The sequence below is a fragment of the Corynebacterium sp. 20-84 genome, assembly GCF_053479455.1.
In genome coordinates, this window is sequence record NZ_JBRBCB010000004.1 from 157512 (window position 1) to 182257 (window position 24746).

The 24746-nt window shown below is 63.4% G+C and carries 24 protein-coding genes and 2 pseudogenes; 14 read left to right on the forward strand and 12 right to left on the reverse strand.

The window, feature by feature from the left end:
• Positions 1–49 precede the first annotated feature (49 nt).
• Positions 50–424 (forward strand): hypothetical protein, encoded by a 375-nt coding sequence (locus ACUY2Y_RS04520; RefSeq protein ID WP_448324985.1) that lies wholly within the window; start codon positions 50–52, stop codon positions 422–424.
• A gap of 4 nt (positions 425–428) precedes the next feature.
• Here ACUY2Y_RS04520 and ACUY2Y_RS04525 read toward each other — a convergent pair whose 3' ends face one another.
• Positions 429–1106 carry an exonuclease domain-containing protein gene (locus ACUY2Y_RS04525; RefSeq protein WP_448324986.1) on the reverse strand — a complete coding sequence of 226 codons (678 nt, stop codon included), beginning with the start codon at positions 1104–1106 and terminating at the stop codon, positions 429–431.
• Between the two features lie 82 nt (positions 1107–1188).
• On the opposite strand from ACUY2Y_RS04525, the gene ACUY2Y_RS04530 reads away from it, so the two are divergent.
• Together ACUY2Y_RS04530 and ligA are read left to right on the forward strand one after the other, a co-directional pair.
• Positions 1189–1950 carry a MerR family transcriptional regulator gene (locus ACUY2Y_RS04530; protein WP_448324987.1) on the forward strand — a complete coding sequence of 254 codons (762 nt, stop codon included), beginning with the start codon at positions 1189–1191 and terminating at the stop codon, positions 1948–1950.
• Positions 1951–1963: 13 nt separating this feature from the next.
• Complete coding sequence (gene ligA / locus ACUY2Y_RS04535; protein WP_448324988.1) at positions 1964–4018, forward strand: NAD-dependent DNA ligase LigA; 2055 nt, start codon at positions 1964–1966, stop codon at positions 4016–4018.
• 13 nt (positions 4019–4031) lie between these two features.
• Here the strand turns inward: ligA and ACUY2Y_RS04540 are convergent, their stop codons facing one another.
• The 3 genes from ACUY2Y_RS04540 to ACUY2Y_RS04550 are packed head-to-tail and all read right to left on the reverse strand — an operon-like array spanning position 4032 to position 5910.
• Positions 4032–4298, reverse strand: coding sequence for a hypothetical protein (locus ACUY2Y_RS04540; RefSeq protein WP_448324989.1), 267 nt, complete (start codon positions 4296–4298; stop codon positions 4032–4034).
• Positions 4295–5350: a serine hydrolase domain-containing protein gene (locus ACUY2Y_RS04545; RefSeq protein WP_448324990.1), complete on the reverse strand. Its 1056-nt coding sequence runs from the start codon at positions 5348–5350 to the stop codon at positions 4295–4297. The genes ACUY2Y_RS04540 and ACUY2Y_RS04545 overlap by 4 nt, the downstream gene beginning before the upstream one ends.
• Positions 5350–5910: an ArsR/SmtB family transcription factor gene (locus tag ACUY2Y_RS04550; RefSeq protein WP_448324991.1), complete on the reverse strand. Its 561-nt coding sequence runs from the start codon at positions 5908–5910 to the stop codon at positions 5350–5352. The genes ACUY2Y_RS04545 and ACUY2Y_RS04550 overlap by 1 nt, the downstream gene beginning before the upstream one ends.
• Positions 5911–6062: 152 nt before the next feature.
• On the opposite strand from ACUY2Y_RS04550, the pseudogene ACUY2Y_RS04555 reads away from it, so the two are divergent.
• Positions 6063–6248, forward strand: a pseudogene (locus ACUY2Y_RS04555) (BRCT domain-containing protein); the annotation flags it as partial.
• Positions 6249–6262: 14 nt separating this feature from the next.
• Here ACUY2Y_RS04555 and ACUY2Y_RS04560 read toward each other — a convergent pair.
• Positions 6263–6571, reverse strand: coding sequence for a DUF4333 domain-containing protein (locus tag ACUY2Y_RS04560; RefSeq protein ID WP_448324992.1), 309 nt, complete (start codon positions 6569–6571; stop codon positions 6263–6265).
• 118 nt (positions 6572–6689) lie between these two features.
• Positions 6690–7364, reverse strand: coding sequence for an amino acid-binding ACT domain protein (locus ACUY2Y_RS04565; protein WP_448324993.1), 675 nt, complete (start codon positions 7362–7364; stop codon positions 6690–6692).
• A gap of 172 nt (positions 7365–7536) precedes the next feature.
• Between ACUY2Y_RS04565 and ACUY2Y_RS04570 the strand changes: the two genes are divergently transcribed.
• From ACUY2Y_RS04570 to ACUY2Y_RS04600, 7 genes are all read left to right on the forward strand, one after another.
• Complete coding sequence (locus ACUY2Y_RS04570; RefSeq protein WP_448324994.1) at positions 7537–8589, forward strand: cytochrome P450; 1053 nt, start codon at positions 7537–7539, stop codon at positions 8587–8589.
• Between the two features lie 67 nt (positions 8590–8656).
• A complete protein-coding gene (gene gatC, locus ACUY2Y_RS04575; RefSeq protein WP_210572216.1) occupies positions 8657–8965 on the forward strand; it encodes an Asp-tRNA(Asn)/Glu-tRNA(Gln) amidotransferase subunit GatC in 309 nt (102 codons plus the stop codon).
• Positions 8965–10446 carry an Asp-tRNA(Asn)/Glu-tRNA(Gln) amidotransferase subunit GatA gene (gene gatA, locus ACUY2Y_RS04580; RefSeq protein WP_448324995.1) on the forward strand — a complete coding sequence of 494 codons (1482 nt, stop codon included), beginning with the start codon at positions 8965–8967 and terminating at the stop codon, positions 10444–10446. Before gatC ends, gatA begins: the two co-directional genes overlap by 1 nt.
• The gene (locus ACUY2Y_RS04585) at positions 10430–11749 is read left to right on the forward strand and encodes an MFS transporter (protein WP_448324996.1); all 1320 of its coding nucleotides are present in this window, start codon (positions 10430–10432) and stop codon (positions 11747–11749) included. Before gatA ends, ACUY2Y_RS04585 begins: the two co-directional genes overlap by 17 nt.
• Positions 11750–11789: 40 nt before the next feature.
• Positions 11790–12821, forward strand: a complete 1032-nt coding sequence (locus ACUY2Y_RS04590; RefSeq protein WP_448324997.1) for an ATP-dependent 6-phosphofructokinase — start codon at positions 11790–11792, stop codon at positions 12819–12821.
• Positions 12822–12841: 20 nt separating this feature from the next.
• Positions 12842–13771, forward strand: coding sequence for an NAD-dependent epimerase/dehydratase family protein (locus ACUY2Y_RS04595; RefSeq protein WP_448324998.1), 930 nt, complete (start codon positions 12842–12844; stop codon positions 13769–13771).
• Positions 13768–14349 carry a GNAT family N-acetyltransferase gene (locus ACUY2Y_RS04600; protein ID WP_448324999.1) on the forward strand — a complete coding sequence of 194 codons (582 nt, stop codon included), beginning with the start codon at positions 13768–13770 and terminating at the stop codon, positions 14347–14349. The genes ACUY2Y_RS04595 and ACUY2Y_RS04600 overlap by 4 nt, the downstream gene beginning before the upstream one ends.
• On the opposite strand, the gene ACUY2Y_RS04605 is transcribed toward ACUY2Y_RS04600, so the two are convergent.
• Positions 14346–15197: a PrsW family intramembrane metalloprotease gene (locus ACUY2Y_RS04605; protein ID WP_448325000.1), complete on the reverse strand. Its 852-nt coding sequence runs from the start codon at positions 15195–15197 to the stop codon at positions 14346–14348. The genes ACUY2Y_RS04600 and ACUY2Y_RS04605 overlap by 4 nt on opposite strands.
• Positions 15194–15679, reverse strand: a complete 486-nt coding sequence (locus ACUY2Y_RS04610; protein ID WP_448325001.1) for a hypothetical protein — start codon at positions 15677–15679, stop codon at positions 15194–15196. Before ACUY2Y_RS04610 ends, ACUY2Y_RS04605 begins: the two co-directional genes overlap by 4 nt.
• Positions 15680–15874: 195 nt before the next feature.
• Here ACUY2Y_RS04610 and gatB point away from each other — a divergent pair, with 195 nt between their 5' ends.
• Complete coding sequence (gene gatB, locus ACUY2Y_RS04615; RefSeq protein WP_448325002.1) at positions 15875–17377, forward strand: Asp-tRNA(Asn)/Glu-tRNA(Gln) amidotransferase subunit GatB; 1503 nt, start codon at positions 15875–15877, stop codon at positions 17375–17377.
• A 221-nt stretch (positions 17378–17598) separates the two neighbouring features.
• Here gatB and ACUY2Y_RS04620 read toward each other — a convergent pair whose 3' ends face one another.
• Positions 17599–19002, reverse strand: a complete 1404-nt coding sequence (locus ACUY2Y_RS04620; RefSeq protein WP_448325003.1) for a YkvI family membrane protein — start codon at positions 19000–19002, stop codon at positions 17599–17601.
• A gap of 80 nt (positions 19003–19082) precedes the next feature.
• Here ACUY2Y_RS04620 and ACUY2Y_RS04625 point away from each other — a divergent pair, with 80 nt between their 5' ends.
• On the forward strand, positions 19083–20159 hold the full coding sequence (locus ACUY2Y_RS04625; RefSeq protein ID WP_448325004.1) for an aldo/keto reductase: 1077 nt from the start codon (positions 19083–19085) through the stop codon (positions 20157–20159).
• Positions 20160–20244: 85 nt separating this feature from the next.
• Positions 20245–21171 (forward strand): DoxX family membrane protein, encoded by a 927-nt coding sequence (locus ACUY2Y_RS04630; protein WP_448325005.1) that lies wholly within the window; start codon positions 20245–20247, stop codon positions 21169–21171.
• A gap of 288 nt (positions 21172–21459) precedes the next feature.
• Here the strand turns inward: ACUY2Y_RS04630 and ACUY2Y_RS04635 are convergent.
• The 3 genes and pseudogenes from ACUY2Y_RS04635 to ACUY2Y_RS04645 all read right to left on the reverse strand — a co-directional run.
• Positions 21460–22302, reverse strand: a pseudogene (locus ACUY2Y_RS04635) (glycosyltransferase 87 family protein); the annotation flags it as partial.
• 41 nt (positions 22303–22343) lie between these two features.
• Positions 22344–24197 (reverse strand): dihydroxy-acid dehydratase, encoded by a 1854-nt coding sequence (gene ilvD, locus ACUY2Y_RS04640; protein WP_448325006.1) that lies wholly within the window; start codon positions 24195–24197, stop codon positions 22344–22346.
• Between the two features lie 32 nt (positions 24198–24229).
• Positions 24230–24742 carry a PH domain-containing protein gene (locus ACUY2Y_RS04645; protein ID WP_210572196.1) on the reverse strand — a complete coding sequence of 171 codons (513 nt, stop codon included), beginning with the start codon at positions 24740–24742 and terminating at the stop codon, positions 24230–24232.
• Positions 24743–24746: the final 4 nt, after the last annotated feature.

A 24746-nucleotide genomic window follows, 5' to 3' on the forward strand; every position in this document is an offset into this window, starting at 1 on the left:
ACTTTCGCTACGCTAAGTGCCACGCATTATTTGAGACAAAGGGGCTGGCATGAAGTGGGAGCATAACCAAATTCAGTGGTACTACATCCTGTGTTTCGCTGTAGCATTCGGCGCTCCCATGTCTTTGGTCTTCAAGAACGTGGCCATGGGCATCCCCCTCGGTCTTATGTTTGGCTTGGCCATCGCATTGGCGTTGGCGCAGAAGCACCGGGCGGCCATCGAAGGAGATGACTTGGTGTTCGGTGTGGGCGAGAAAACCCAGACCATTCCGCTAGGCCAGATCGCGCGTCTTGACTTCGATGAATCGAAAGGTGAGATGACGGTACGCACCCACGACGGCACCGCGCATTCGCTCGACGCCGGTTGGGATAAAAAGGGCCTTGGGGAATTCGTCGGCGAGGTGAAGCAGAAGTATCAGCTGTAGCCAGCTAGCTGATCATCGGCCAGGCGGTCGTGATGCTCGACGTGTCGCGGCCGCGGGACTCGCAGTATTTTCGGAAATCGGTCTGAATTTCGAAGTGCTTGACGGCCTGGAATTCCATGAGCTCGTCGAGCTCTTTCGTGGATAGTTCCGGCCAAACCTTTTTGACCTGCTTCCACGCGATGCGCGCGGCGGCCATCGCGTCGGAGGTCGCCTCGTGGGCGTTTTCCAGCTGGACGCCGTAGAACTCGGACAGGGCACCCAGGTTGCGCTTGCCGCCTTTGCGGTAGCGGTCCATCGCGCGGTCGATGAGCAGCGGGTCGTAGACGGGCCCGGTCACGGTGAAATCGCCCGTGAGCGCGCGCAACACGGTCAGGTCGTAGGGCGCGTTGAACACGATCAGGGTGAAGCCGTCGTCCCATGCCTGCTTGATAGTCTCGACTGTCTCGCGCAGAACGTCGTCGTGCGGGCGGCCCTCGGCGCGGGCCTTTTCCGTTGAGATGCCGTGAATCGCGGCGGCTTGTTCCGGGATCTCCACGCCGGGGTCGGCGAGGTGCTCGGTGGCGGTGACATCGCGGCCGTCGATACGCACGAGCGCTGAGGTCACAATGCGTGCCTCCCGCGGGTTCGCCGAGGTGGTCTCCAGGTCGAAGGAGAGCATCCGCGAGGCGTCGAAAGTAGGCATGGGGTTCATTCTAATGAGCGCGGCGACACGTTTTTGCGCGAGCGCTTGACCTTGACCCAACGGCAACGTTCACACTGTGGTCATGGGTGATTACACGATCGGAGAAACCGCCGCGCTGCTCGGAGTTTCCACGAAGGCATTGCGGCATTGGGAGGAGCGCGGTCTGCTCGATCCGTCGCGTACGGCGACCGGGTACCGCATGTACGCGGACGCAGATATCGAACGGGGTGCGGCGATCGCGCTCTACCGCGGCGTCGGCATCCCGCTTGAGACAATCGCGCAGCTTATCGACGCCCCCTCCCACACCCTCCGCAACGCCCTCACCCGTCACCGTGCGGAATTGGCAGCGCAGCTTTCAGCCGTTGCTGAGCAACTCGATGCGGTGGACGACCTGATTGAACAGACTGAGAAAGGACACATTGACATGGATGCGATGAAGAAATACCTGGGCGAGAAAATGCCCGAGTACCAGAAGGAAGCCGAAGAGCGCTGGGGCGATACCGCCGAGTGGGCGCAGTCCCAGGAGAAGCTCGCGCAGATGGGGGAGAACGACTTCGCCCGGCTGCAGCGCGAACAGGACGCTTTCGTTTCGGACCTCGCTGCAGCGCGGGAGGCCGGTGTCGAAGCAGGCTCGGACGAAGCCGAAGCACTCGTTGCACGCCACCGCGAGATGATCGGCCAGTGGTACGAGGTCACCCCGGCACGCCAGCTCATCCTCGCGCGGATGTACGTCGGGGACGAACGTTTCCACGAGGCTTACGACGGTACGCAGGACTACTTGCTGGGGCTCGTCGAAAAGCATGCGGCGGATAAGGGCGTGGATACGGCCAACCCGCAGTGGTGAAAGACCTCTAAACTTGGGGCCTGTGACTGAGAACAACGCCCCTGTGACCAACGGCACTGTGGACAAGGACCTCCTCCGCGAATGGACTGACTTGGCGAAGGAGGTCCGCCACCACCGGGATCTGTATTACAACGGCGACCCGGTGATCACCGACGCGGAATTCGACGAGATGTTCCGTGCGCTGCAAAAACTCGAGGAGGAGCACCCGGAGCTGGCTGTTCCGGATTCACCGACGAAGGAGGTCGGCGCACCGACGGCGAATACGGCGTTCGCCGACGTCGAGCACCTCGAGCCGATGACGAGCTTGGATAACGTGTTCTCTGCCGAAGAGCTCGCGGACTGGCTGGCGAAGACGCCGGGGCCGTACCTGACGGAGCTGAAGATCGACGGGCTGTCGATCGACTTGGTCTACGAGAACGGCACGCTTGTCCGCGCGGCTACGCGTGGCGACGGGCGCGTGGGTGAGGACATCACCGCCAACGCGAGGGTCATCGAGGACATCCCGCATCAGCTGACGGGCGATGTGCCGGCGCTGGTGGAGGTCCGCGGTGAGGTGTTCATTCGGCCGGAGGATTTCCCAGAGCTCAACGAGCTGCGGCAGAAGGAAGGCGGCAAGCCTTTCGCGAACCCGCGCAACACGGCCGCAGGAGGCCTGCGGCAGAAGGATCCGGAGGCTGTGCGCAAGCGTAAGTTGCGGATGATCTGCCACGGTATCGGCGCGCGCGAAGGCGTTGAATTCGCCACGCAGCACGACGCGTACGAGAAGCTCGCCTCGTGGGGGCTGCCGGTCAGCGAGTACACCAAGCGCGCCGAGACCGCCCAAGACGTCCAGGACGCGGTGAGCTACTGGGCGGACCACCGCCACGACGCGATCCACGAGATGGACGGCGTGGTGATCAAGGTCGACGACATCGCGCAGCAGCGCCAGTTGGGCTTCACCTCGCGGGCGCCGCGCTGGGCGATCGCGTACAAGTACCCGCCGGAAGAGGTGACCACGAAGCTGCTGGATATCGAGGTCTCCATCGGGCGCACCGGTCGCGCGACGCCGTATGCGGTCATGGAGCCGGTGTTCGTCTCGGGCTCGACCGTGTCGATGGCCACGCTGCACAACCAGACGGAGGTCAAGCGCAAAGGCGTGCTCATCGGCGACACGGTCGTGCTGCGCAAGGCCGGCGAGATCATTCCGGAGGTGCTGGGCCCCGTTGCGGATCTGCGCGACGGCACCGAGCGCGAATTCGTCTTCCCGAAGGAGTGCCCGGCGTGTGGCACGGAGCTCGCGCCCGCAAAGGAGGGCGACGCGGACTGGCGCTGCCCGAATACCCGCTCGTGCCCAGCGCAGCTCGGCGCGCGCTTGGAGTACATCGCCTCGCGAGGGGCATTCGATATCGAAGCGCTCGGTGAGAAGGGCGCACACGACCTCATCGCATCGGGCGTGCTTATCGACGAATCCACTCTCTTCTCTCTGTCCTCCGACGACGTAGAGAAATCATCTACGTACACGAGAAAAGACGGGCAGATCAATGCGTCAGGCAAGAAGCTGTTGAAAAACCTGCAGGAGCGCAAGACCACGGACTTGTGGCGGGTACTCGTGGCGCTGTCGATCCGCCACGTCGGTCCCACAGCTGCACGCGCACTCGCGGCGCGCTATAAATCCATGGATGCGCTGCGTGCCGCCTCGGTGGAGGAGCTCGCGGAGACTGACGGCGTGGGCACCATCATCGCCGAATCCTTCAAGGACTGGTTCGAGGTGGACTGGCACGTAGAGATCGTCGATAAGTGGGCCGCTGCTGGCGTGACCATGGAAGACGACGTCGAAGACGCCGCACCCCGAACGCTTGAGGGCCTGACCGTCGTGGTCACCGGCACCCTGGAGAACTACTCGCGCGATGGCGCCAAGGAGGCGATCCTCACGCGCGGAGGTAAGGCGTCGGGGTCCGTGTCCAAGAAGACCGACTATGTCGTTGTCGGCGAGAACGCCGGCTCGAAGGAGCAAAAAGCCCGGGACTTGGGCATCACGATTCTGGACGAATCCCAGTTCGAGCAGCTGCTGGAGACCGGCGCGGTGTAGTGGGCAACCGCGTTTAGCCGGTGCGGCGCTCACCGGAGCTATGGGATCGTGCTGCAACACGGGCGGCCTGGAACCCGACGAGGGCTGCGCCCCAGAGAGCGAGCAACCACCACGCAAATATAGGCAGGTCGGTATTCCAGCTCATTCCGCGGGCCAGGAGGAAGACGATGAGGACGGTGAAGACGGCGTCGATAAGCCCGACAATGGGGGAGCGCACTCCGCGCACCGCAGTGAACGTTGCGAGCGCGAGAATAGCGATCGTGAGTAGCAAATTGATCATCGCTGGGTTCCTTTCAACAGTTTGATGCCGAGGTCGTCGACGCTCGCTTCGCTGGAATTGGCCACGAAGGCGGCGCGCCGGGGATTCGCCGGGTCCCAGATGAGCATCGTGCTGTAGCCCCCGGTGCCGCCGTTGTGGAAGGTGTATGCCGTTCCGTCGTCCTCCAACTCAGCCCGGCCGAGATCAGGGCCACCGTGCGCGGAGATCCAGTCGACGTACTTCGCGATGTCCTTGGCAGTGGAGCGAATCGCGCCAGCGGGCGCCCAGCCATTCATTTCCCACCGTTCCGCGGGACGGCCGGCCAAAGTGAGTCCTTGCGGATGACCGTCGGCGGTTCCGGGCAGGGCGAGGAACGTCGAAGTCATGCCAGCAGGTTCGAGGATCTTCGTGCGAAGGAGCTCGTCGTAGCTCATACCTGCGTTCTTGGCGAGCAACTGACCGAGCAGCGCATGGCCGAAATTGGAGTAGTTCTCCTCGCCGCGGCCCTTTAGTTTCAACTTCGGATTAGTGGCAGCAGTGAAAATATCCTCGGGGGTATCTCCGCGGTACGGGTTCCCGCCGTCGCGCACCATCATGGAGAGGAACTGCGGGAGACCAATGCTTTCGAGCCGCGACAATCCGGATGTGTGGTTGAGAAGCTCTTCGACGGTGACATCAGCAATGGGCGTGCCGGCGGCGTCAATAATGTCTTGGACTTGAGTGTCGAGGCGCAGAGTGCCAGCCTTGATCTGCTGGCGGGCGAGTTCGCCGTTGAATGTCTTGGTGAGAGAGCCGATTTCAAACTCAGTGTTCTCGTCTGCACCCAGCCCGCCGAAGCGGACCTCCCCGTCTTCGCTGACGAAAGCGGCGAGCTCGTTGGAGCCTGGATCGGCGCCTGATTCCAGCAGCGTGGAGATTTCTTCCTCGCCGGTATGCTGCGTTGCCAACGCGATGGGTCGGGGCCCGAATGCGATGAGCAATGAAAGTGTCGAGAGAGCGGCGACCCCGGCGACGATGAGTGCGGTAGGGCCGAAACGCCTTTGCTGGTTGCGGTCGTTCTGCTTCGTGGTCATTAGTGATCTTCTCCTGCTGCGATGATGGTCAACAGTGGGACGACACGGGCGGGGCGCACCTCGAAGTGGCCGTTGAGCTTGGCTACCCACCCCGCGTCCTGTAGGGCCCCCAGGTGGTGGTAGGCGGTGCCGGTCGAAGAAACGATTGCTTCTTCCACGAGTTCCGAGACTGTCGCAGGTTTCGTGAGGAGCCGACGGAGGATCGCTCCGCGGACAGGGTGCGCGATAGCGGCAATGCGCTCGGTGTACTCGTCCCATTCGTGGTCCAGCAGATAATCAGTTTCGCGCTGCCACTGGTACGCGTATTCGCGGCCGTTGATACGGACGGAACCACCGAAGACGAGTGCGCCATTGTCTGGCTCGTTGTCTGTTTCTGCCTGCGGCCGGGACGCCTCCACTCCGTCGACGACCCAGTACTCGCCGGTGGCGCGGGTGAGCGGGGAGGTGCCGCCGGACGATGATGCTTGGGATTCCAAGGCCGCGACGCGCCCTTCGAGAGCCCCGAGACGTTCCAAGAAACTGGAATAAATTAGAGTCAAATTAGAAGTCTGCTGGTCCACGATTCCAAGATTATAAAAGAGTTTTGCAATTGTCGAGGAGTCTTGAGTTCCTCGGCGTTGGGGCAATAAAAAAGCACGCCGGAGCGCGCTTTGAAATTGCTTGTGTGGGGTGGTGACTCCTGGGAGCGGGCCTAGCACACCAAGGCACCGACAATGGCGCCAAGGAGGCGATTCTCACTCGCGGAGGTAAGGCGTCGGGGTCCGTGTCTAAGAAGACCGACTATGTCGTTGTCGGCGAGAACGCCGGCTCGAAGGAGCAAAAAGCCCGGGACTTGGGCATCACGATTCTGGACGAAGCCCAGTTCGAGCAGCTGCTGGAGACCGGAAAAACTGACTAGAACGCGCCGGGCTGCTACTGCATCGGCTGGTCGTCGACCTTGATGTCGAATTTCGCATTGTTGCCCTCGACGTTGGTGACTTCAACGCCGACACCGAGCTTCGTGTCGCCGGCGGTCAGCGTACAGCGCATCGTGGCGCCAACCTCGCCATCGAGATCGCCCGGGCACTCGACGGAATCAGGGCGCTGGCCGACTTGCTCCTCGAGGCTATCGGCAATCTGGGTTTCGACCTCCGACTGGTCAATGGACTGCGTGAACGAGCAGCCGGTCAGTGCGAGAAGGGGAGCAGCGACGATGACAAGGGTGGCGAAGCTGGTGCGCATTTTCGACTCCATGGTGTGAGGTGTGTTTGGGGGAGAGAGCTTCCCTGTTCATAGTAAGCATGAACGGCCGATCACCGTGGGCGAAAATTGCAGATGAATGCGGTAGCTTTCGCGTCTTCTACCTGACGAGAGCACCGACAATAGCGCCAAGGTCGCCGATGTGGGTGACCTCGGAGGCGAGGAAATCGGGGCCGCCGGTGCGGCCGACCACCATGTACAGGTCGGTCGTGCCCAGGGGAGTGACGGCCAAGGTGGAATCGAGGAGCCACCAGGCTTCGGGCACCCACGTGTCGATGTCGTCGCGGAGGATGCGGGCCTCGGAGACGTCGATAAGCACGGGCGCGGAACCGTCGTCTCCCGGTGCTGCCTGGGACGCGGCGACGCGCTCGCTGCCTGCACCTGTGTCGCGCAAGACGATGGCCCACGAGGAAGTCAAGGCAAGGGGCATGACGGAGACGAGTTCCTGCATTGCGGCGGGGAGGTCGCGGACCTGGTTGGCGACACGCGCGAGCATCTGCACTTGCTCGCGGCGGTCGACGCGGCCGGTGAACGGGCGGATCGAATCGACCTCGACGCCGTCGACGGACGCGGCGGCGGTGATGAGCGAATCGACCATGGTTCCGGTGGGTAGCTCGACCACGATATCGTCAGTGACCACGGCCTTTTCGTCGGCGAAGGTCGATTCAACGATGTCGACGGACTTGATATTCGCGTCGAGCATGCCGAAGGCCTCGGCGAGCTCGCCGAGACTGCCGGGGGTGTCGGGGAGGACGACGCGGATCAGGTAGGACATGGCCCTATTTATAGCAATGAGGGGTACCGGGCGCGGGCGTACCATCGGGTGACGGACTGAACGCACTTTCGATAGGAGGCAGAAATTGCATACCGATGAACTGCTAGAAACCTCACTTGCAGGGACTGAACCCCGGACGTACGGAGACAATCTTCTCCGGGGCGAAACGAAGGTGGCAAAGGACGGCGACGAGGTCGTCGTCGCCGGACACGACCTCGCCCGCGAAGTGGCGGAGGATCCGCAGCGTTATTCCTCTGCAGTGTCGCGTTTCATGCAGCTGCCCAATGGCCTTGACGGTGAGGAGCACACCAAGGTCCGCGCGATGATCGAGCAATACCTCGACGCGCCGGCAGTCGAGCACTTGGAGCCGGACTTCCGTGAGCTGGCCCGCGAGATTGTCCGCGACGCGGCTGCGAAAGAGACCGTCGACGCCGTCGGCGACCTCGGCGCGCAGTACGCCGTGCGCGCGATGACGGCATGGCTGGGCTGGCCGGAAAACATCAACGACGATCTCGTCGCGTGGGTCGCGGACAATAACGCGGCAACACGTTCCGGACAGCTTGAGCGCACTGCCGCGGTCGCGGAGCGTTTCGACGACATCATCCGCTCTGTCGTGGAGCCTTTGCTCGACAACCCCAATGATTCGGTCACGTCGCACCTCGTGCGCGACGAGAGTCTTGGCCGCCCGCTGGAATTCGAAGAGATTGTCTCCGTGCTGCGTAACTGGACGGCCGGCGATCTGAGCTCCATGGCGTATTGCGTAGGCGTCATTATCGAGGCGCTGATCGAGCACCCAGAGCTGAAGGACCGTTTGTCCCAGGGTGTCTCCCGTGCCGAGTTCACGGCGATCGCTGATGAGATCCTGCGCGCGGATTCCCCGTTCGTGAGCAACCGTCGCGTCACCACGTGCCCGGTCTCCCTCGGCGAAGTCGAGCTGCCCGAGGGGCAGAAAGTGCGCATCCATTGGACGGCCGCCAACCGTGACCCGGACACCTTCGCCGACGTCGATGGCTTCGACCCGGACGCGAACGCCGCGCAGAACCTGGTGTGGGGCGCCGGCCCGCACGCGTGCCCCGGCAAAGAACTGTCGGTGATTGAGCTGCAGGCATTCACCGAAGAACTGTGCGCAGCCGTGGAGCTTTCGCGCGCGGGCGAGGGAGAGCGCGAGATCCATCCGGTGGGCGGCTGGGCATCGCTGCCGGTGCGTCTTACCGCTCGCGGGTAAGCGTGGCGGTGTGACGTAAGATAAGGCGCGTTAACCGCAACCCGAGGATTGAAGAAGGTGGGACAACGTGGCTGAAGCCTCAGGAATCTCCCGCGAGGAGGTCGCAGGCATCGCGCGGTTGGCGCGCATTGCAGTCAGCGACGAGGAGCTGGACCAGCTCGCAGGGCAGCTGGACACCATCGTGGAGGCCGTCTCCGCAGTGCAGGCAGTGGACACCGAAGGCGTTGAGCCGATGAGTCACCCGCACAGCGTCGAAGCGGCAATGCGTGACGACGTCCAGCGCACCACCCTCACTCAGGCGCAGGCTCTCGACCAGGCGCCCGAGGTGGAGGATGACCGCTTCATGGTTCCGCAGATCCTGGGGGAGGAAGACTAATGGCCGACTACACCGTTCCCGCAGAGGGGCTCACCAGCCTGCCGGCGCACGTGCTGGCGGAGAAGATCCAGTCCGGCGAGGTGACCTCCCGTGAGGTCACCCAGGCGTTCCTCGACCGCATCGCGGAGACCGACGAGACCATCGGTGCTTTCCTCCACGTCGGTGCGGAGGAAGCGCTGAAGACGGCTGACGAGGTCGACGCCGCTGTGAAGGCCGGCGAAGCGCCGGCCTCCCCGCTCGCTGGCGTGCCACTGGCGCTGAAGGATCTCTTTGTCACTACCGACGCACCGACGACGGCTGCGTCGAAGATGCTCGAGGGCTACATGAGCCCGTACGACGCGACGATCGTGACCAAGATCCGTAAAGCTGGCATCCCGATTTTGGGCAAGACCAACCTCGATGAGTTCGCCATGGGCTCCTCGACGGAGAATTCGGCCTACAAGGTCACCCGCAACCCGCACGACCTGGACCGCACCCCGGGTGGTTCCGGCGGCGGCACCGCGGCGGCGCTCGCTGCGGGCCAGGCCCCGCTGGGCATCGGCACCGACACCGGCGGTTCGATCCGCCAGCCGGCGTCCCTGACCGGCACCGTCGGGGTGAAGCCGACCTACGGCGCGGTCTCGCGCTACGGCATGATCGCCAATGCGTCCTCGCTCGACCAGTGTGGCCCGTGCGCGAATAACGTGCTCGACACCGCATTGCTCCACGAGGTCATTGCCGGCCACGACGAATTTGACGCCACCAGCGTCAACCGTCCGGTCAGCCCGGTCGTCGCCGCGGCCCGCGAGGGTGCCTCCGGCGATCTCACCGGAGTCAAGGTCGGACGCGTGAAGCAGTTCGGCGGCGAGGGAACGCAGGCTGGGGTGGCAGAGGCCGTCGATAAGGCGATTGCGCAACTGGAATCCCAGGGTGCGGAAATCGTTGAGGTCGATTGCCCGAATTTCGCCCACGTCATGGGTGCCTACTACCTGATCCAGACCTCCGAGGTCAGCTCGAATCTCGCGCGTTTCGACGGCATGCGTTACGGCCAGCGCGTCGGTGACGACGGAAAGCACTCCGCCGAGGAGGTCATGGCGCTCACCCGCGGCGAAGGTTTCGGCGAAGAGGTCAAGCGCCGCGTCATCCTGGGCACCTACGCTCTGTCCGTCGGCTACTACGACGCGTACTACCTGCAGGCGCAGCGTATCCGCACACTCGTGGCGCAGGACTTCGCCAAGGCCTTCGAGCAGGTGGACATCATCGCCGGCCCGGCGACGCCGACCACGGCGTTCAAGCTCGGCGATAAGGTCGACGACCCGCTGGCGATGTACAACTTCGACCTGTTCACGCTGCCGCTGAACCTGGCTGGTCTGCCGGGCATGTCCGTTCCGGCGGGTACCGCCTCCGACACGGGTCTGCCGGTCGGCCTGCAGCTCATCGCTCCAGCATTCGCCGACGAGCGTCTCTACCGCGTGGCTGCCGCTTTTGAAGCCCGCCGTTAATCCCTGGAATACCCTCGCAGCGCTCGCTGCGGGGTATTTTCTGGTTCTGATCGATCAGGGCTTCATGCCCGTGATCACTCCGCTGCTGCCATTCGACGTCGGCGATGCGGTGTGGCTGACCAGCGTGTACCTCCTGTGCACGGTGGCACCCATGCCTGCGACGGGCAGGCTCGGCGACGCCTATGGGCAGCGCCGGGTATTCCTGATCGGGTTGGCGGTCTATGTCGCCGCGCTCGTCTTCGCGGGCGCTTCCTGGTCGTTCGGCTCGCTCGTCGCCGCGCGTGGCCTGCAGGGTTTCGGTGCCGCGGTCTTCCTGCCCCAAGCTTTCGGGTTGATTCCGCGGGTTTTCAGCGAGGATAAACAGGGGCGCGCATTCGCTGTTTGGGGCGTCATCGGCTCGGTCGCCTCGCTCATCGGGCCGGTAGCCGGTGGCGCGATTGCGGAATTCTCCGGCTGGCGCGCGGCATTCGTCGTGCAGGCGGCTCTCGGTGCCGCTGCTCTGGTCGCGGGACTCGCCGCCTTGCCGAAGCTCCCGGCGGGTCAGCAGCGGGTGTACCTGGTCCCTGTGCTGTTGTCATTCGGCGGGCTCGGGTGCTTGGTCTACGGCATCCAGTTCGGGCAGTGGATCGTGGTCGTCTTAGGTGTGGTCTCGCTTGTGGCGCTCGTTGTGGCGGCGCGCAACGGGGAGGACCACGGCTTCTTGCCGGTGGAGCTTCTGCGCGACCGGTCGTTCGCCCTCGGCGCGGTGGGAGTGGCGGCGATGGGGTTCACCGTCGCGTCGATGTTCATTCCGCTGATGTACTGGCTGCAAACAGTGGCGGGCGCATCTCCCACGGCTTCCGGTCTGATTACCGCCCCGATGTCGGTCTTCGCGCTCGTGCTCACCCCGGTCGCGGGGTACCTGACGGACAGGCGGGATCCGGGCAAGCTTTGCGTCGCCGGGTTCACGGTCTGCGCGGCGGGCCTGGGGCTGGAGATCGCGCTCATCGAGGCGTCGGCGGGCGTGTGGTGGTTCGCGGCCGTCACGTCGCTGCTCGGCATCGGCGGTGCGTTCGTGTGGGCGCCGAACGCGGCGGTGACCATGCGGGGAATCGCGGAGCACCAGACTGGTGCCGCGTCGGGGCTGTACAACACCGCACGGCAGGTGGGCAGCGTGCTCGGCGTCGCGCTCGTCGGCATGGTGCTCGCTGGCGGCGAGATCGCGGACACCGCCGGGTGGGCGGTGGCGCTGCCGCTCGGGGCGATGCTCGTCGGCGCACTCGCATCGGTTCCGTTGCGGGGCCGAAGCTCGGCGGCGGCCTGAGAGTCAGACAGCACCGCCCAATCACGCTAATCTGGGTCCCATGCGTCTTGCCACACTCACTTCCGGCGGCGATTGCCCCGGTCTCAATGCTGTCATCCGCGCCATTGTCCGCACCGCTAGCTCGGAGTTCGGTTCCACTGTCGTCGGTTATCAAGACGGCTGGGTGGGACTCATGGACGACCTGCGCCAGGACCTGTACGACGATGCATTCATCGACTCGATTCTGCTGCGCGGCGGAACGATTCTGGGCACCGGTCGCCTGCACCCGGATAAATTCAAGGCGGGCATCGACCAGATCAAGAACAATCTCGCAGACGCGGGCATCGACGCGCTGATCCCGATCGGCGGCGAGGGAACGCTCAAGGGTGCGAAGTGGCTCTCCGACAACGGCATTCCGGTAGTCGGCGTGCCAAAGACGATCGACAATGACGTCAATGCCACCGACTACACCTTCGGTTTCGATACCGCAGTGTCGGTGGCCACGGACGCGATCGACCGGCTGCACACCACTGCGGAATCGCACAACCGAATCCTCATCGTCGAGGTGATGGGCCGCCACGTCGGGTGGATCGCACTGCACGCGGGCATGGCCGGCGGCGCGCACTACACGGTCATCCCGGAGGACCCCTTCGATATCGAGGACATCTGCAAGGCGATGGAACGCCGCTTCCAGATGGGGGAGAAGTACGGCATCATCGTCGTGGCTGAGGGCGCAGTGCCGAAGGAAGGCACGATGGACGCAGGACTTGGCGAAGAAGACGAGTTCGGCCACAAGACGTTCAAGGGCATGGGCCAGATCATCGGCGACGAGATTCACCGCCGCCTGGGCTACGACGTGCGCACGACGGTGCTCGGTCACACGCAGCGCGGCGGCACCCCGACGGCGTACGACCGCGTGCTGGCCACCCGCTACGGCGTGCATGCGGCTCGCGCGGCGCACGAGGGCAATTTCGGTATGACTGTCGCGCTGCGCGGCGAGGACATCACGCTCGTCCCGCTTGCCGACGCGGTGGAGAACCTCAAGCGCGTGCCTGAGCGCCGCATTCGGACCGCGCGGTCTATGTTCGGATAGCCGTCGGTTAGAATCACCGCGTGCGCACTCTCGTCACCGGCGGTGCCGGCTTCATTGGATCTCATCTCGTCGATCAGCTCGTCATGGCAGGCCACGAGGTCGCCGTGCTGGACAATTTGAGCAGCGGGCGGCTCGATAACATCAGCCACCAGACTGCAGTTGAGCTCGTCGAGGGGGACGTGGGGGATAAGGGGCTAGCAGATGTCGTCGATAAGCTTGCTCCTGAAGTGATCTTCCACCTCGCCGCGCAGATCGACGTGCGCAAATCCGTCGAAGACCCGATCCTTGATGCGCAGGCGAATATTCTGGGCACGATCAATGTCGCGGAAGCCGCGCGGAAGGCTGGCGTGCGAAAGATCGTGCACACCTCGTCCGGCGGGTCGATTTACGGCGCACCGAGCGAATTCCCGGTGGACGAGTCCTTCCCTGTCGATCCGCACTCGCCGTATGCCGCGTCGAAGCTCGCCGGTGAGCAATACCTGGGCACTTACCGCCATCTGTACGGTATGCAAGCGAGTTTCATCGCGCCGGCGAATGTGTACGGCCCGCGGCAGAACCCGCACGGCGAAGCCGGGGTCGTGGCGATTTTCGCGGAGAGTCTCCTGCGCGGCAATCCGACGAAGATCTTCGGCGGCGGCACGAATACCCGCGACTATGTCTATGCCGGCGACGTTGCGCGCGCGTTCGTTCTCGCGGCAGGTGAGCGCGGCGACGGCACACGCTTCAATATCGGCACCTCGGTGGAGACCACCGACCGCGATCTGCACAGCTTGGTAGCGAAACATGCGGGCGCGCCCGATACGCCGGAAGATTTCCCGCCACGGCTTGGCGACGTCCCCCGCTCCGCCCTTTCCTATGCCCGTGCACGGGAGGTTCTCGGGTGGGAGCCCACCGTCAGCCTCGACGAGGGCGTGGCACGCACCGTTGAATTCTTCAGGAGGTCTCGATGAATTTCAGTGATAACCCGATAATGCGCAATGAGTGGGTCACGCTGGAGCCGCTCAGTCTCGACCATGCGGAGTCTTTGGCTTCGTGCGTCGGCGACTTGTCTGAGCTCTGGTACCAGGACCACATCCCGACGCCGGATAGCGTGCCGGAATACATCAAGGCCTATCTAGCGGAACACGAACGCGGTGAGCGCGCCCCATGGGCGATCGTCGACCCTGCCGGCAGCGCCATCGGCGTGACCACGTTCTTCCATCCCGATCCCGCGAACCGGAGCATCGAGATTGGGTCGACGTGGATTACCAAAGACGCCCAGGGTGCGCCGTTCAATAAAGCGGCGAAGCTCCTCATGCTGCAGCGCGCGTTCGAGGACCTGGGGTGCCTGCGCGTGGAGATCCGCACCCACTTTATGAACCGCCAGTCGCGCGCCGCCATCGAGAGCCTCGGTGCCAAGCTCGACGGGGTACTACGCCGCCACAAGATCTTGAGGAGTGGCCTCGTGCGCGACACGTGCGTCTACTCCATCTTGGACACCGAGTGGCCCGAGGTGAAGACCTCGCTCGAGGCGCGGCTGGGTGCCTAGACCGTTTCTGGTTCAGTGGGTGTTTCCGGGACATCGCGGCGGCCGATCTTCCGGCTGCGCAGATAGAGCCAGATACCGCCCACCCATTTGAAGACGAGAGCGGCGAGAAAACCGATGACTGGCGCTACGTCGCCGGGCAGTTCGGCAACAGAATTGAAGACGGCGTGGATGCCGTAGCCGAGCGCGTACCAGCCGACGAGTTGGCCTACGCGCCAGCCGATGGATTTGTCGGTGCGGCACAGGAAATTGCCCAAGCCCCAGGCAGCTAGACCGGAGTAAATCGAATGTCCCCACGGTCCGGGGAGCGTGCGGATACCGATGCCGACAAGTGAGCCTTCGAGATCCGAATTCAGGTTATTGAGCGCGGCGCGCATGATGTACGTGGCGTTCTCCGCCGCGGCGAAGCCGAGCCCGACAGCGATCGCGATTGTCACAGCCTCAATCGGGCGACGGATGCGAAACACCATGGTGCACAGCACGAACACCACAGTGAACTTCAGCAGCTCCTCAGTGACGGGGGAGAGGAGACCGAAGACCAGGTTGTCCAGCCCCAGCCAGTCCTTGAAAGCGATGGCGGAGGTATTCGTCGTCAATGCTGGGGCGAGCAGCGTCGCTCCGGAGAAGAATCCGGCAAGGATGAATGCTGGCGTCGAATGATGGAGCCTACCGGGGTGGCCGCGCAAGATCAGCCAGGCAAGCAGCAACCAGAGCGCCACGCCGACCACGCTCATTGCGGCCATGCTCCCGTTGATTGGGAGCTGGGACAGATACAGCGCCGACCACGCGCCGGAGGCGAGGAGAATCACCGCGGCTGCGATGCGCAAGAAAAGAGCATTCTTGTCGGTCACTTGGAGTCCTCCTTGGGGTGGGAGTCGTCGGAGTTGGCGGGGGCGTCGTCGATAAGCCGTTGTGACAGTTCGTCGGCTTCGGGGCCGCCGAACGTGAAGTACTGGGTTGTTGCTCCGTCGGTGACGGAAACAGAGACGAACCTGCCGTCGCTGTTTTCGCTGCTCTTGACGTAAATGCCCTCGCGCGGGGAGTCGATGTCGCTCGCGTCCACGGTGCGGGTCAGCGTCATCGCGCGGTGGTGGCGGGCGAGCGCCCTTTCGCTATCGTCGGGGGTGGCCTCGGAGCGGCCGGCGATGCGTGTGTCACCGCAATCCCACGTGATCGTGTTGCCGGTGAATCCGGACGGGTTCGAACAGTTCAGCGTGCCGCCTTGGCCGTCGGGAACGCCGATTCCGCCCAGCTCCACCGGGTTTTGTTCCGCGCGGGATTCACTGTTGGAAGTGGTGGCGTCGACAATGCGGGGGAAGGCCAGTACTGCCATAACCAGGACACAAAGAATAAGCCCGAGCGCAACAGGTGCCCGGGAGGATTTCAGATCATTCATAACGCCGATCAATATACATGCCGTGCCTATTAATTCGGGTGACGCTTCGGTGCGATACCGCTCGCGGCGAGGTGGACGCCTAAACGGAGCTATCGTCTCGGCGGCGGCGCAGGGGCACTACACTTGGCAACCATGACTGCGTACGACCTGATGGATTACAGCGATGTCCTGGAAAAGTACGACCCGGTGATGGGTCTCGAGGTGCACGTGGAGCTGTCCACGGAGACCAAGATGTTCTCCACCTCGTCCGCCCACTTCGGTGCGGAACCGAACACTAATGTCGACCCGGTCTCGCTTGGCCTGCCGGGCGCGCTGCCGGTGGTCAACGCCAAGGGCGTGGAATGGGCGATCAAGATCGGTTTGGCGCTCAATTGCAAGATCGCCGAATCGTCCCGGTTCGCCCGCAAGAACTACTTCTACCCGGACCAGCCGAAGAACTACCAGATTTCGCAGTACGATGAGCCGATCGCGTACGACGGCTACCTCGACGTCGTGCTCGACGACGGCACTAAGTGGCGCGTGGAGATCGAGCGCGCCCACATGGAGGAAGACACCGGCAAGCTGACCCACCTGGGTTCCGCCTCCGGCCGCATCTCCGGTGCGACGGCATCGCTGGTGGACTGCAACCGTGCAGGCATCCCGCTGATCGAGATCGTGACCAAGCCGATCGTGGGTGCCGGCGAGCGTGCCCCGGAGGTCGCGCGCGCGTACGTCGGTGCGTTGCGCGAGCTGGTCAAGGCGCTTGGCGTGTCCGATGCGCGCATGGACCAGGGCTCGATGCGTTGTGACGCCAACGTTTCGCTCCGTCCGAAGGGCCAGGAGAAATTCGGCACCCGCACTGAGACCAAGAACATCAACTCGCTGAAGTCCGTCGAGCAGGCTGTGCGATACGAGATGCAGCGTCACGCAGGTGTGCTCGAGGCCGGTGGCGAGATCGTCCAGGAGACCCGCCACTACCAGGAGTCCGACGGCTCCACGTCTAAGGGCCGCCCGAAGGAAGAGGCCAGCGAATACCGCTACTTCAACGACCCGGATCTGCCGCCCGTCATCGCGAAGCCGGAGTGGGTCGAAGAGATTCGCGCGACCCTGCCGGAGCTTCCGTGGGTGCGCCGCGCACGCATCCAAGAGGAGTGGCAGCTGCCGGAGAAGGAATTCCGCGACCTGGTCAATGCCGGTGCGCTCGACCTCATCGTCGACACCGTCGAGGCCGGCACGACACCGGACGAAGCCCGCGCATGGTGGGTTTCCTATATCGCCGGAAAGGGCAATGAACTGGGCCGCGACCTTGACGCACTCGGCGTCACCCCGGCCGATGTCGCCCGCGTGGTCGAGCTGGTCAAGGAAGGCAAGCTCACCACCAAGCTCGGCCGCCAGGCCATCGACGGTGTCATCGAAGGGGAGGGCAACGTCGACGAGGTCGTCGAAAAGCGCGGCCTCGAGGTCGTGCGTGACGACGGTGCCATTGAGGCCGCTGTCGACGAAGCCCTTGCTGCCAACCCGGACATCGTGGAGAAGTACAAGGCCGGCAATAAGAAGGTCACCGGCGCAATCGTCGGCGCGGTGATGAAGGCGACGCAGGGCAAGGCCGATCCGAAGTCTATTAACGAGATCATCGCGAAGAAGCTCGCGGACTAGTCACTGAGGATTCGATTCGGCGAAAGGTAACAATCAAACGGTAATAATGCTCGAACCTGGGCCGGTGTGTCCGAAAAGGTGCACCTAACAGGGCGGGGTTACCGTTTGATTGTTACCTTTCGCGTTTTTGGGGGGAATGGTTGCCTTGGCGGTAGCGGGGGGCAGCCATGAAAAACACCGCCCCCGAAACAGCGCAGGGGGCGGCGTCGAAAAGCGAAAGGCTATTTCTTCTCGGGCTTGATGGCCGGGAACTCGCCGGTCTTGTACATCTCCTCGTAGGACTTCCAGTCGATGGAATCGCCCTTCGATTCAGGGGCGCCGCCGTATGAATCAGAATCCGGGTCGAGGGCGGGAACATTCTTCAAGCTGAACTCGTTGGAATCGTCCGCGTCGAGGTCGGCGGCGACCTCCTCCTGGACGGAGTGCCAGAGGTTCTGGTCTTCGATATTCGAATCCTTAGTCAGGTCGTCGACCTCGCTGCGCTCGTCGGCGGACAGGTTGTCGGATTCGGGGCGGAGCTGCGTTTCTGCCAGCTCGGCGAGACGCTCGCGACGGCCGGTCTCGTCCTGGATCTTCTTGCGGTCGCGGAACCAAGCGACAGCCATGACGACGCCCAGGATGAGACCCAGGTAGCCCAGGAGCGGGTACACCCAGCCGACCAGGTCCGCGAAGCCGATGAAGGACAGCGCGAAGCCGATCGCCACAACGATGAAGTAGTAGGGACGGAATTTCTCCGGCTTATCGTGGCTCAGGCGGCGTCCGAGGGCGTAGAACAGGCCGACGGCGGTGTTGTAAATCATGAGGTAGATGACGATCGAAACCCCGGTGCCGATGGCCGGGTGCATGGTGTCGAAGACCATGAGCAGCGGTAGGTCCGCGCCCATGATGTGCTCCATGTTGAAGAACAGGATGAACACCAGGATCATCAGCAGGACCGCGAAGATGATGCCGCCGAGGAGGCCGCCCTTGCCGGTCTGAGCCGGGTTCATGTGGGAGCCGGCGAAGACGAGCATCATGGAACAGTCCATGATCATCACGAGCGTGGCGTAGTTCATGGCGGTGATGAACCAGTTGCCGAAGGTGCCCGATGCATGCTGGTTAGTCTGGGCAAGCTCATTGAGTTCACCGAGGTTGTCCGGCATGTTCATCATCGTGATGATGAATGCGCCGATGATGCAGATGACCAGAAGCGGCGTGATCAGCGAGATGACGTTGGTCAGCTTGTCCACGTCGAGGAACCCGGACAGCACGAGTAGCCCGACCATGATCGCGGAGCCGATCCAGGTTGGGAAGCCGAATTGCTGCTCCATGTTTGAGCCCGCGCCGGCCACCATGACGAAGCCGATGCAGAACAAGGTGAACATCGTGGTGTAGTCCATGTACTTCGCCAGCAGGGGGCGGGACACACTTTCGAAGACGACACTGTGGTTGTCGGCCAGGTAGTAGGAGCCGAGCTGGTAGACGAATCCGCTGAAGATCGCGATCGCGGTGCCGGCGACGGCGGCACCGACGATGCCCCAGTAGCCGAAGGAGAGGAAGTATTGGATGACTTCTTGGCCGGAGGCGAAGCCGGCGCCGACTGTGAGGCCGACGAGCGCCATGGCCACTTTCAGGGTTTTCTTCATCGAAGAACCTTTGTGTAGGAGGAATTAGAGAAAAGAATGATCGGAGTGAGAGTAACAAAGTTATGGCACAATGGGCGCTTATGGATGCCTACACTGCAGCTCAGGACCGTTATGACCGCAATAGGGACGACTGGTTTCGCCGGGTAGGCAATTCCGGTCTGAAACTTCCGCCGGTCTCATTGGGCTTCTGGCACAACTTCGGCGACGACAAGCCGATTGAGACCCAGCGAGCAATCATGCGCCGTGCCTTCGACCGAGGCGTCACGCACTTCGACCTCGCCAATAATTATGGCCCACCCGCCGGATCAGCGGAACTCAACGCCGGGCGCATCCTCGCCGAGGACTTCGCTGCGCACCGGGATGAGCTCATCATTTCGTCGAAGGCGGGCTGGTACATGCACGAAGGCCCGTACGGTTTCGGGGGTTCGCGCAAATACCTGATGTCCTCGCTGGATGCGTCGCTCGACCGGCTCGGGCTCGACTACGTGGACATTTTCTACCACCACCGCCCGGACCCAGATACCCCGCTGGAGGAGACCATGTACGCATTGCGCGACATCGTGGCATCGGGCAAGGCGCTGTATGTCGGTATTTCCTCCTACGGGCCGGAGCTCACCGCCGAGGCAGCTGAAATCATGGCAGGGGAGGGCTGCCCGCTGCTGATTCACCAGCCCAGCTATTCCATGGTCAACCGGTGGATCGAGGAGCCTGGCGAGGACGGATACTCCCTGCTTCAGTCCGCGGCGGAGAGCGGTCTGGGCGTCATCGCGTTCTCCCCGTTGGCTCAGGGCCTGCTCACCGACCGTTATTTGGACGGCATCCCGGCTGATTCCCGCGCCGCGGCGGGGAAGTCGTTGAGCGAGGGCATGCTGAGCGAGGACAATATCGCTATGGCGCGCAAGCTCAACGAGGTTGCTGCCAAGCGCGGCCAGACGCTCGCGCAGATGGCCATCGCGTGGGTGTTGCGCGACCAGGCAGAGCGCACGGTCACCAGCACACTCATCGGCGCGTCCAGCGTGGAGCAGCTCGACGCGAACCTCGACGCCGTCGACAACCTCGAGTTCAGCGACGAGGAGCTTTCGCTTATCGACGATATCGCCCACGACGCCGGCATCAATATCTGGGCCGGGGCGACGGCCTCGCGCACCCGCGGTTAACCGGGGACTATTTCTGGTTCTGTCCACATAGGAGTCCCTGCGTGGCAGTCCGATCGCGGTGTTTTCCTGCCTTAAATTTGAAAGCATGAGTGATAAAGGCAGCAAAAAGCCCGTAGACACGTCCGCGAACAAGGCGCGAAAGCTCGAGGACGTCACCGATCTGGACCACCTCGATGATCTGGACGATTTGGAGGTGGTGCCGGCCTCCAATGTCTATACCCGCACCGGTAAGGCCGCCCCGACGGAGGTTCTTCCCGCGGCGCCGAAGAGCGCACCGCGCGACAAGCCCGTCGACATTAGCGTCGATCGGGTCGACGAGCCGGCCGTTGATGCGGCCGCGAAACCTGCCACCAGCGCTGAACCTGCGGTGAAGCAACCGGTCGAAGAACCGGTGGCAGCCAGCACCGTGAGCACGGCGGGCACACTGCACACGACGGAGGGGGCGGAGAGCCTCACGCAAGAAAGCGCTGCTTCCACTGCGGATGTCGCGGGCGCACCCCAGCCGCAGCCGCCGATCGGCCGCGGAACGATTGACGTCGGCCTGCTGATTCTGCGTCTCGTGCTCGGCGGCGTGCTGATCCTGACGTCTCTGGCGGTCCTGTTCCAGCTCGGCGGCAACGCGGGGCTCGCGGGCCTGGAGGACGAGCTGGCGTCGTATAACTACCCGCATCTACTCGCGATCGCGCTGCCGTCCATGGGGCTGGGTGCGGGCGTGTTCCTCGTTCTTGGTCTGCTCACGCCGGTCGCGTCGATGGTCGCTGTCGCCGCGACGGGCTTCACCGCCATCAACGCGGTGTTGACATCCGAGTCCACGAGCGATATCTTCATGTGGGAGCCGTCGGTCTGGCTGGCGATCGCCCTGGCGGGCATGGCGCTAGCTGTTCAGTTCACCGGCCCGGGCCTGTTCGGCATCGATTTCAGCCGTAGCTGGACGCGCCGCCCGATGGCCAGCTCGTGGATCTGCGCCGCGCTCGGCATCGCCGCTGCGGTCCTGCTCTGGGTCTTCGCCTAGCACTTCGGCGCTGAAGCGCCCGCCGATGGCGAGGACTAGGTACGCCACGAAGATTGCCAGGCCCATCAGGCCGATGACATTGCTGTTGAACCACAACGGCCACTCGAAGTTCTGCGCCTCTTCCTCGGGCACCAGTTCGTAGCCCGGCACGATCCATGCACCCGCGGCGACAGCAAGCAGGACACGCAAGCCCTGCTCGCGCACCGCGAAGATGAGCGGCAGCACCAGCACGATGCCCGCCCAATGGTGGGACACCGCGAACGGCCCGCCCAGGGAAATGCCCAACACCGTCACAAGCAGGGCCTCGACGCTGCGGCCGCGCTCTTCCAGCCGGTATGCGATGAAGATCGTCGCTGCGGCGAAGACGAGGAAGAAGACAGGGGAGAGCTTGTCGACGATTCCCACGTCCACCAGCCCCCTCGACAGCATCCCGCCGAGGCCCTGGTTTGGCGGGTAATGCACATCGCCACCGCGGTCGGTTTTGAAGAATTCCTCCGTCCAGAAGTACAGCGATTCACGCGGGCGGAATGCGAAACCGATGAGCGCGGTGAGCAGGAAGAAGCCCGCCGAGCGCGCGACCGACCACCAGTCCTTGCGTGCTAGGAAGATCACGGCGTAGGCCGCGGGGGTGAGCTTGATTCCGGCGGCGATGCCGATGCCCAAGCCCCGGATCGCCTTCGGGGTGTAGCCCAGTACATCCGCGGCCACCAAGAAGACGAGAAATATATTGATCTGCCCGTAATACAGGTTCATGTACACCGTGTCTAGGCAGGTGGCAAAGCCTGTCAGGGCAGCTGCCCACGCCCACCACGGGCGCAAGCCCAGGCGGTGGCACGCCATCGCGATGATCCCGAAAAGCGCGGCGATGATGGAGCAGTTCCACATGATGTCCATCGCTACTTCCGGAACCCAGGTCAGGGGAACGAAGAGCAGGGCAGCGAACGGTGGATAAATGAACGCGAAACCGCTTCGGGTGGGAAAGCCCTCGTACAACGGGTCGCCGTTGATAAAGGCTGCGCCGGCATCGCGGAAAACGCCGACGTCGAGAAGCGTCTCGTTGACCGCGAAGTGCAGATTTTGGCCGAGATTGATCGCGCCGAGCACGACGCCGAGCAAAAGAAGAAGCGGCATGTTGTGATCCTGTGGGTAGTACGAGGGCGTGCGCTACAACGCTAGTCCACGCGACGCACTGCACCCTTATCGGCCGACGTGGCCATCTTCGAGTACGCGCGCAGCGCCTTGGTCACGTGGCGGGTGCGGTTCGGTGTGAAAGGGTTGTCCCGCAGCTCCATCTCCGCGCGGCGACGGTCCAGGACATCGTCGTCGACCTCGAGCTGCAGCTTGCGGTCGCGCACTGAAATGCGGATCGTGTCGCCGTTTTCGATCAAGCCGATCAGACCGCCCTGGGCTGCCTCGGGGGAGATGTGTCCGATGGACAGGCCCGACGTGCCGCCGGAGAAACGGCCGTCCGTGATCAAGGCGCAGACCTTGCCCAGACCTGCGCCCTTGAGGAAGGACGTCGGGTGGAGCATCTCCTGCATGCCCGGGCCGCCGGCGGGACCCTCGTAGCGGATGACCACCACGTCGCCAGGCTGGACCTCGCGGGCGAGAATCATGGACACCGCCTGCTCCTGCGAATCCACAACGCGTGCAGGGCCGGAGAACTCCCAGAGCTCTTCCTCAACGCCGGCGGTCTTGAGGATCGCTCCGTCTTCGGCAAGGTTGCCGCGCAGGACGACGAGGCCGCCGTCGGAGGTGAAGGGGTGCTCGAAGTCGTGGATGACACCGCCCACCGGGTCGGTATCCAGCTCATCCCAGCGGTTGGACTGGGAAAACGCCTCAGACGAACGCACCCCGCCGGGGGCGGCGTGGAAGAGCTCGATGGCCTCCTCAGTCGCTTTGCCGCCGCGGATATCCCAGTCGTCGAGCCAGTCCTGCAGATTCGAATACGCCACGGAGTGGACGTCGGTGTTGAGCAGACCGGCGCGGTTCAGCTCGCCCAAGATGCGGGGGATGCCGCCGGCGCGGTGGACATCCTCGATGTGGGCGTCACCGTTCGGAGCCACCTTGGAAATGCAGGCGATCTCGTGGGAAAGCTCGTCGATGTCCTTCAGATCGAAGTTGACTTCGCCCTCCTGGGCAGCGGCCAAGGTGTGCAGGATCGTATTAGAGGATCCGCCCATGGCCATGTCCAGCGCCATGGCGTTGCGGAAGGCTTCCCGGGTGGCGATGCTGCGCGGCAGCACCGACTCGTCGCCCTCACCGTAGTAGCGGCGCGCGATGTCCATGACAGCCTCGCCGGCGCGCTCGAACAGGCGGCGACGTGCGGTATGGGTGGCCAAGGTGGTGCCGTTGCCCGGCAGGGACAGACCGAGAGCCTCAGTCAGACAGTTCATCGAATTCGCCGTGAACATGCCGGAGCACGAGCCGCAGGTGGGGCAGGCGGATTCGACGATGCGGTCCAAGTCTTCATCGGAAATCGCGTCGTTGGCGGAGCTGGACATCGCGTCAACGAGGTTGGTCTTCGTCCCGGTCTGCGCGATGCCGTCGATGACCACGGCCTTGCCGGCCTCCATCGGGCCGCCGGAGACGAACACGGCGGGGATGTTCAGGCGCATTGCCGCATTGAGCATGCCCGGGGTGATCTTGTCGCAGTTGGAGATGCACACCATCGCGTCGACGGTGTGGGCGTTGATCATGTACTCGACGGAATCGGAAATGATTTCGCGGCTGGGCAGGGAATACAGCATGCCGCCGTGGCCCATCGCGATGCCGTCGTCGACGGCGATGGTGTTGAATTCCTTCGGAATGCCGCCGGCCTCGCGGACGGCTTCAGCGACGATATCGCCGACATTCTTCAGGTGCACGTGGCCGGGCACGAACTGGGTGTACGAGTTGACGATGGCCACGATCGGCCTACCGAATTCATTATCCTTCGTGCCGGTGGCTTTCCACAGTGCGCGGGCGCCGGCTGCCTGGCGGCCGATAGTGGTGACGCGGGAACGAAGCGGGATTGAGTTAGGCATGTGTGTCAGTCCTCGTCATCTTTACAGTTCTTTCATTCTTTGCGGCTTTCGCTGGTGCCCGTAGCAGGCTTCGAAAGCTTTTCGCCGGCGGCGGTGCGCTCCTCGTATTCCTCAGGAGTGACCAGGATGGAATTTCCTTCCTGGTCGGTGACCTCCATCATTCCGTCCGCTGCCTCAGAGGCCTGCGTGATCACGTCCGCGATGCGGCCCGAGGAGGCTTCCGCGAGATCCGGCAATGAATTGAACGTTACTCCGGGCAGCGTGTACTCCTCGCCGTTTACGGTGGCGACTTTGGCGCTGGACCCTTCGAAACCGATTCCGCGGAGCTGGTCCCACGGCAGGTGCGCATTCTTCTTGAACAGGTAGGACACGGTGATGCCGCTATCGTCCACCCGGGTTTTAGCGGTGAATACCCACACGATGAAAATAATCGGGAAAATGAGCAGCCAGCCGAGCTTGAGCGGGGCCCAAGAGATTCCGATGAGAGCGATGCCAGTCATGAGCACCGCCGCGAGAACGTGGGTGCGGTCCGGGGTGAATGTCATGGTG

Excerpts from the sequence above, each read along its gene's own strand:
- ACUY2Y_RS04520 (WP_448324985.1), top strand. The coding sequence starts at position 50 with ATGAAGTGGGAGCATAACCAAATTCAGTGGTACTACATCCTGTGTTTC.
- ACUY2Y_RS04525 (WP_448324986.1), bottom strand. The coding sequence starts at position 1,106 with ATGCCTACTTTCGACGCCTCGCGGATGCTCTCCTTCGACCTGGAGACC.
- ACUY2Y_RS04530 (WP_448324987.1), top strand. The coding sequence starts at position 1,189 with ATGGGTGATTACACGATCGGAGAAACCGCCGCGCTGCTCGGAGTTTCC.
- ACUY2Y_RS04540 (WP_448324989.1), bottom strand. The coding sequence starts at position 4,298 with ATGATCAATTTGCTACTCACGATCGCTATTCTCGCGCTCGCAACGTTC.
- ACUY2Y_RS04545 (WP_448324990.1), bottom strand. The coding sequence starts at position 5,350 with ATGACCACGAAGCAGAACGACCGCAACCAGCAAAGGCGTTTCGGCCCT.
- ACUY2Y_RS04560 (WP_448324992.1), bottom strand. The coding sequence starts at position 6,571 with ATGCGCACCAGCTTCGCCACCCTTGTCATCGTCGCTGCTCCCCTTCTC.
- ACUY2Y_RS04565 (WP_448324993.1), bottom strand. The coding sequence starts at position 7,364 with ATGTCCTACCTGATCCGCGTCGTCCTCCCCGACACCCCCGGCAGTCTC.
- gatA (WP_448324995.1), top strand. The coding sequence starts at position 8,965 with ATGGCCGACTACACCGTTCCCGCAGAGGGGCTCACCAGCCTGCCGGCG.
- ACUY2Y_RS04590 (WP_448324997.1), top strand. The coding sequence starts at position 11,790 with ATGCGTCTTGCCACACTCACTTCCGGCGGCGATTGCCCCGGTCTCAAT.
- ACUY2Y_RS04600 (WP_448324999.1), top strand. The coding sequence starts at position 13,768 with ATGAATTTCAGTGATAACCCGATAATGCGCAATGAGTGGGTCACGCTG.
- ACUY2Y_RS04610 (WP_448325001.1), bottom strand. The coding sequence starts at position 15,679 with ATGGCAGTACTGGCCTTCCCCCGCATTGTCGACGCCACCACTTCCAAC.
- gatB (WP_448325002.1), top strand. The coding sequence starts at position 15,875 with ATGACTGCGTACGACCTGATGGATTACAGCGATGTCCTGGAAAAGTAC.
- ACUY2Y_RS04620 (WP_448325003.1), bottom strand. The coding sequence starts at position 19,002 with ATGAAGAAAACCCTGAAAGTGGCCATGGCGCTCGTCGGCCTCACAGTC.
- ACUY2Y_RS04625 (WP_448325004.1), top strand. The coding sequence starts at position 19,083 with ATGGATGCCTACACTGCAGCTCAGGACCGTTATGACCGCAATAGGGAC.
- ACUY2Y_RS04630 (WP_448325005.1), top strand. The coding sequence starts at position 20,245 with ATGAGTGATAAAGGCAGCAAAAAGCCCGTAGACACGTCCGCGAACAAG.
- ilvD (WP_448325006.1), bottom strand. The coding sequence starts at position 24,197 with ATGCCTAACTCAATCCCGCTTCGTTCCCGCGTCACCACTATCGGCCGC.
- ACUY2Y_RS04645 (WP_210572196.1), bottom strand. The coding sequence starts at position 24,742 with ATGACATTCACCCCGGACCGCACCCACGTTCTCGCGGCGGTGCTCATG.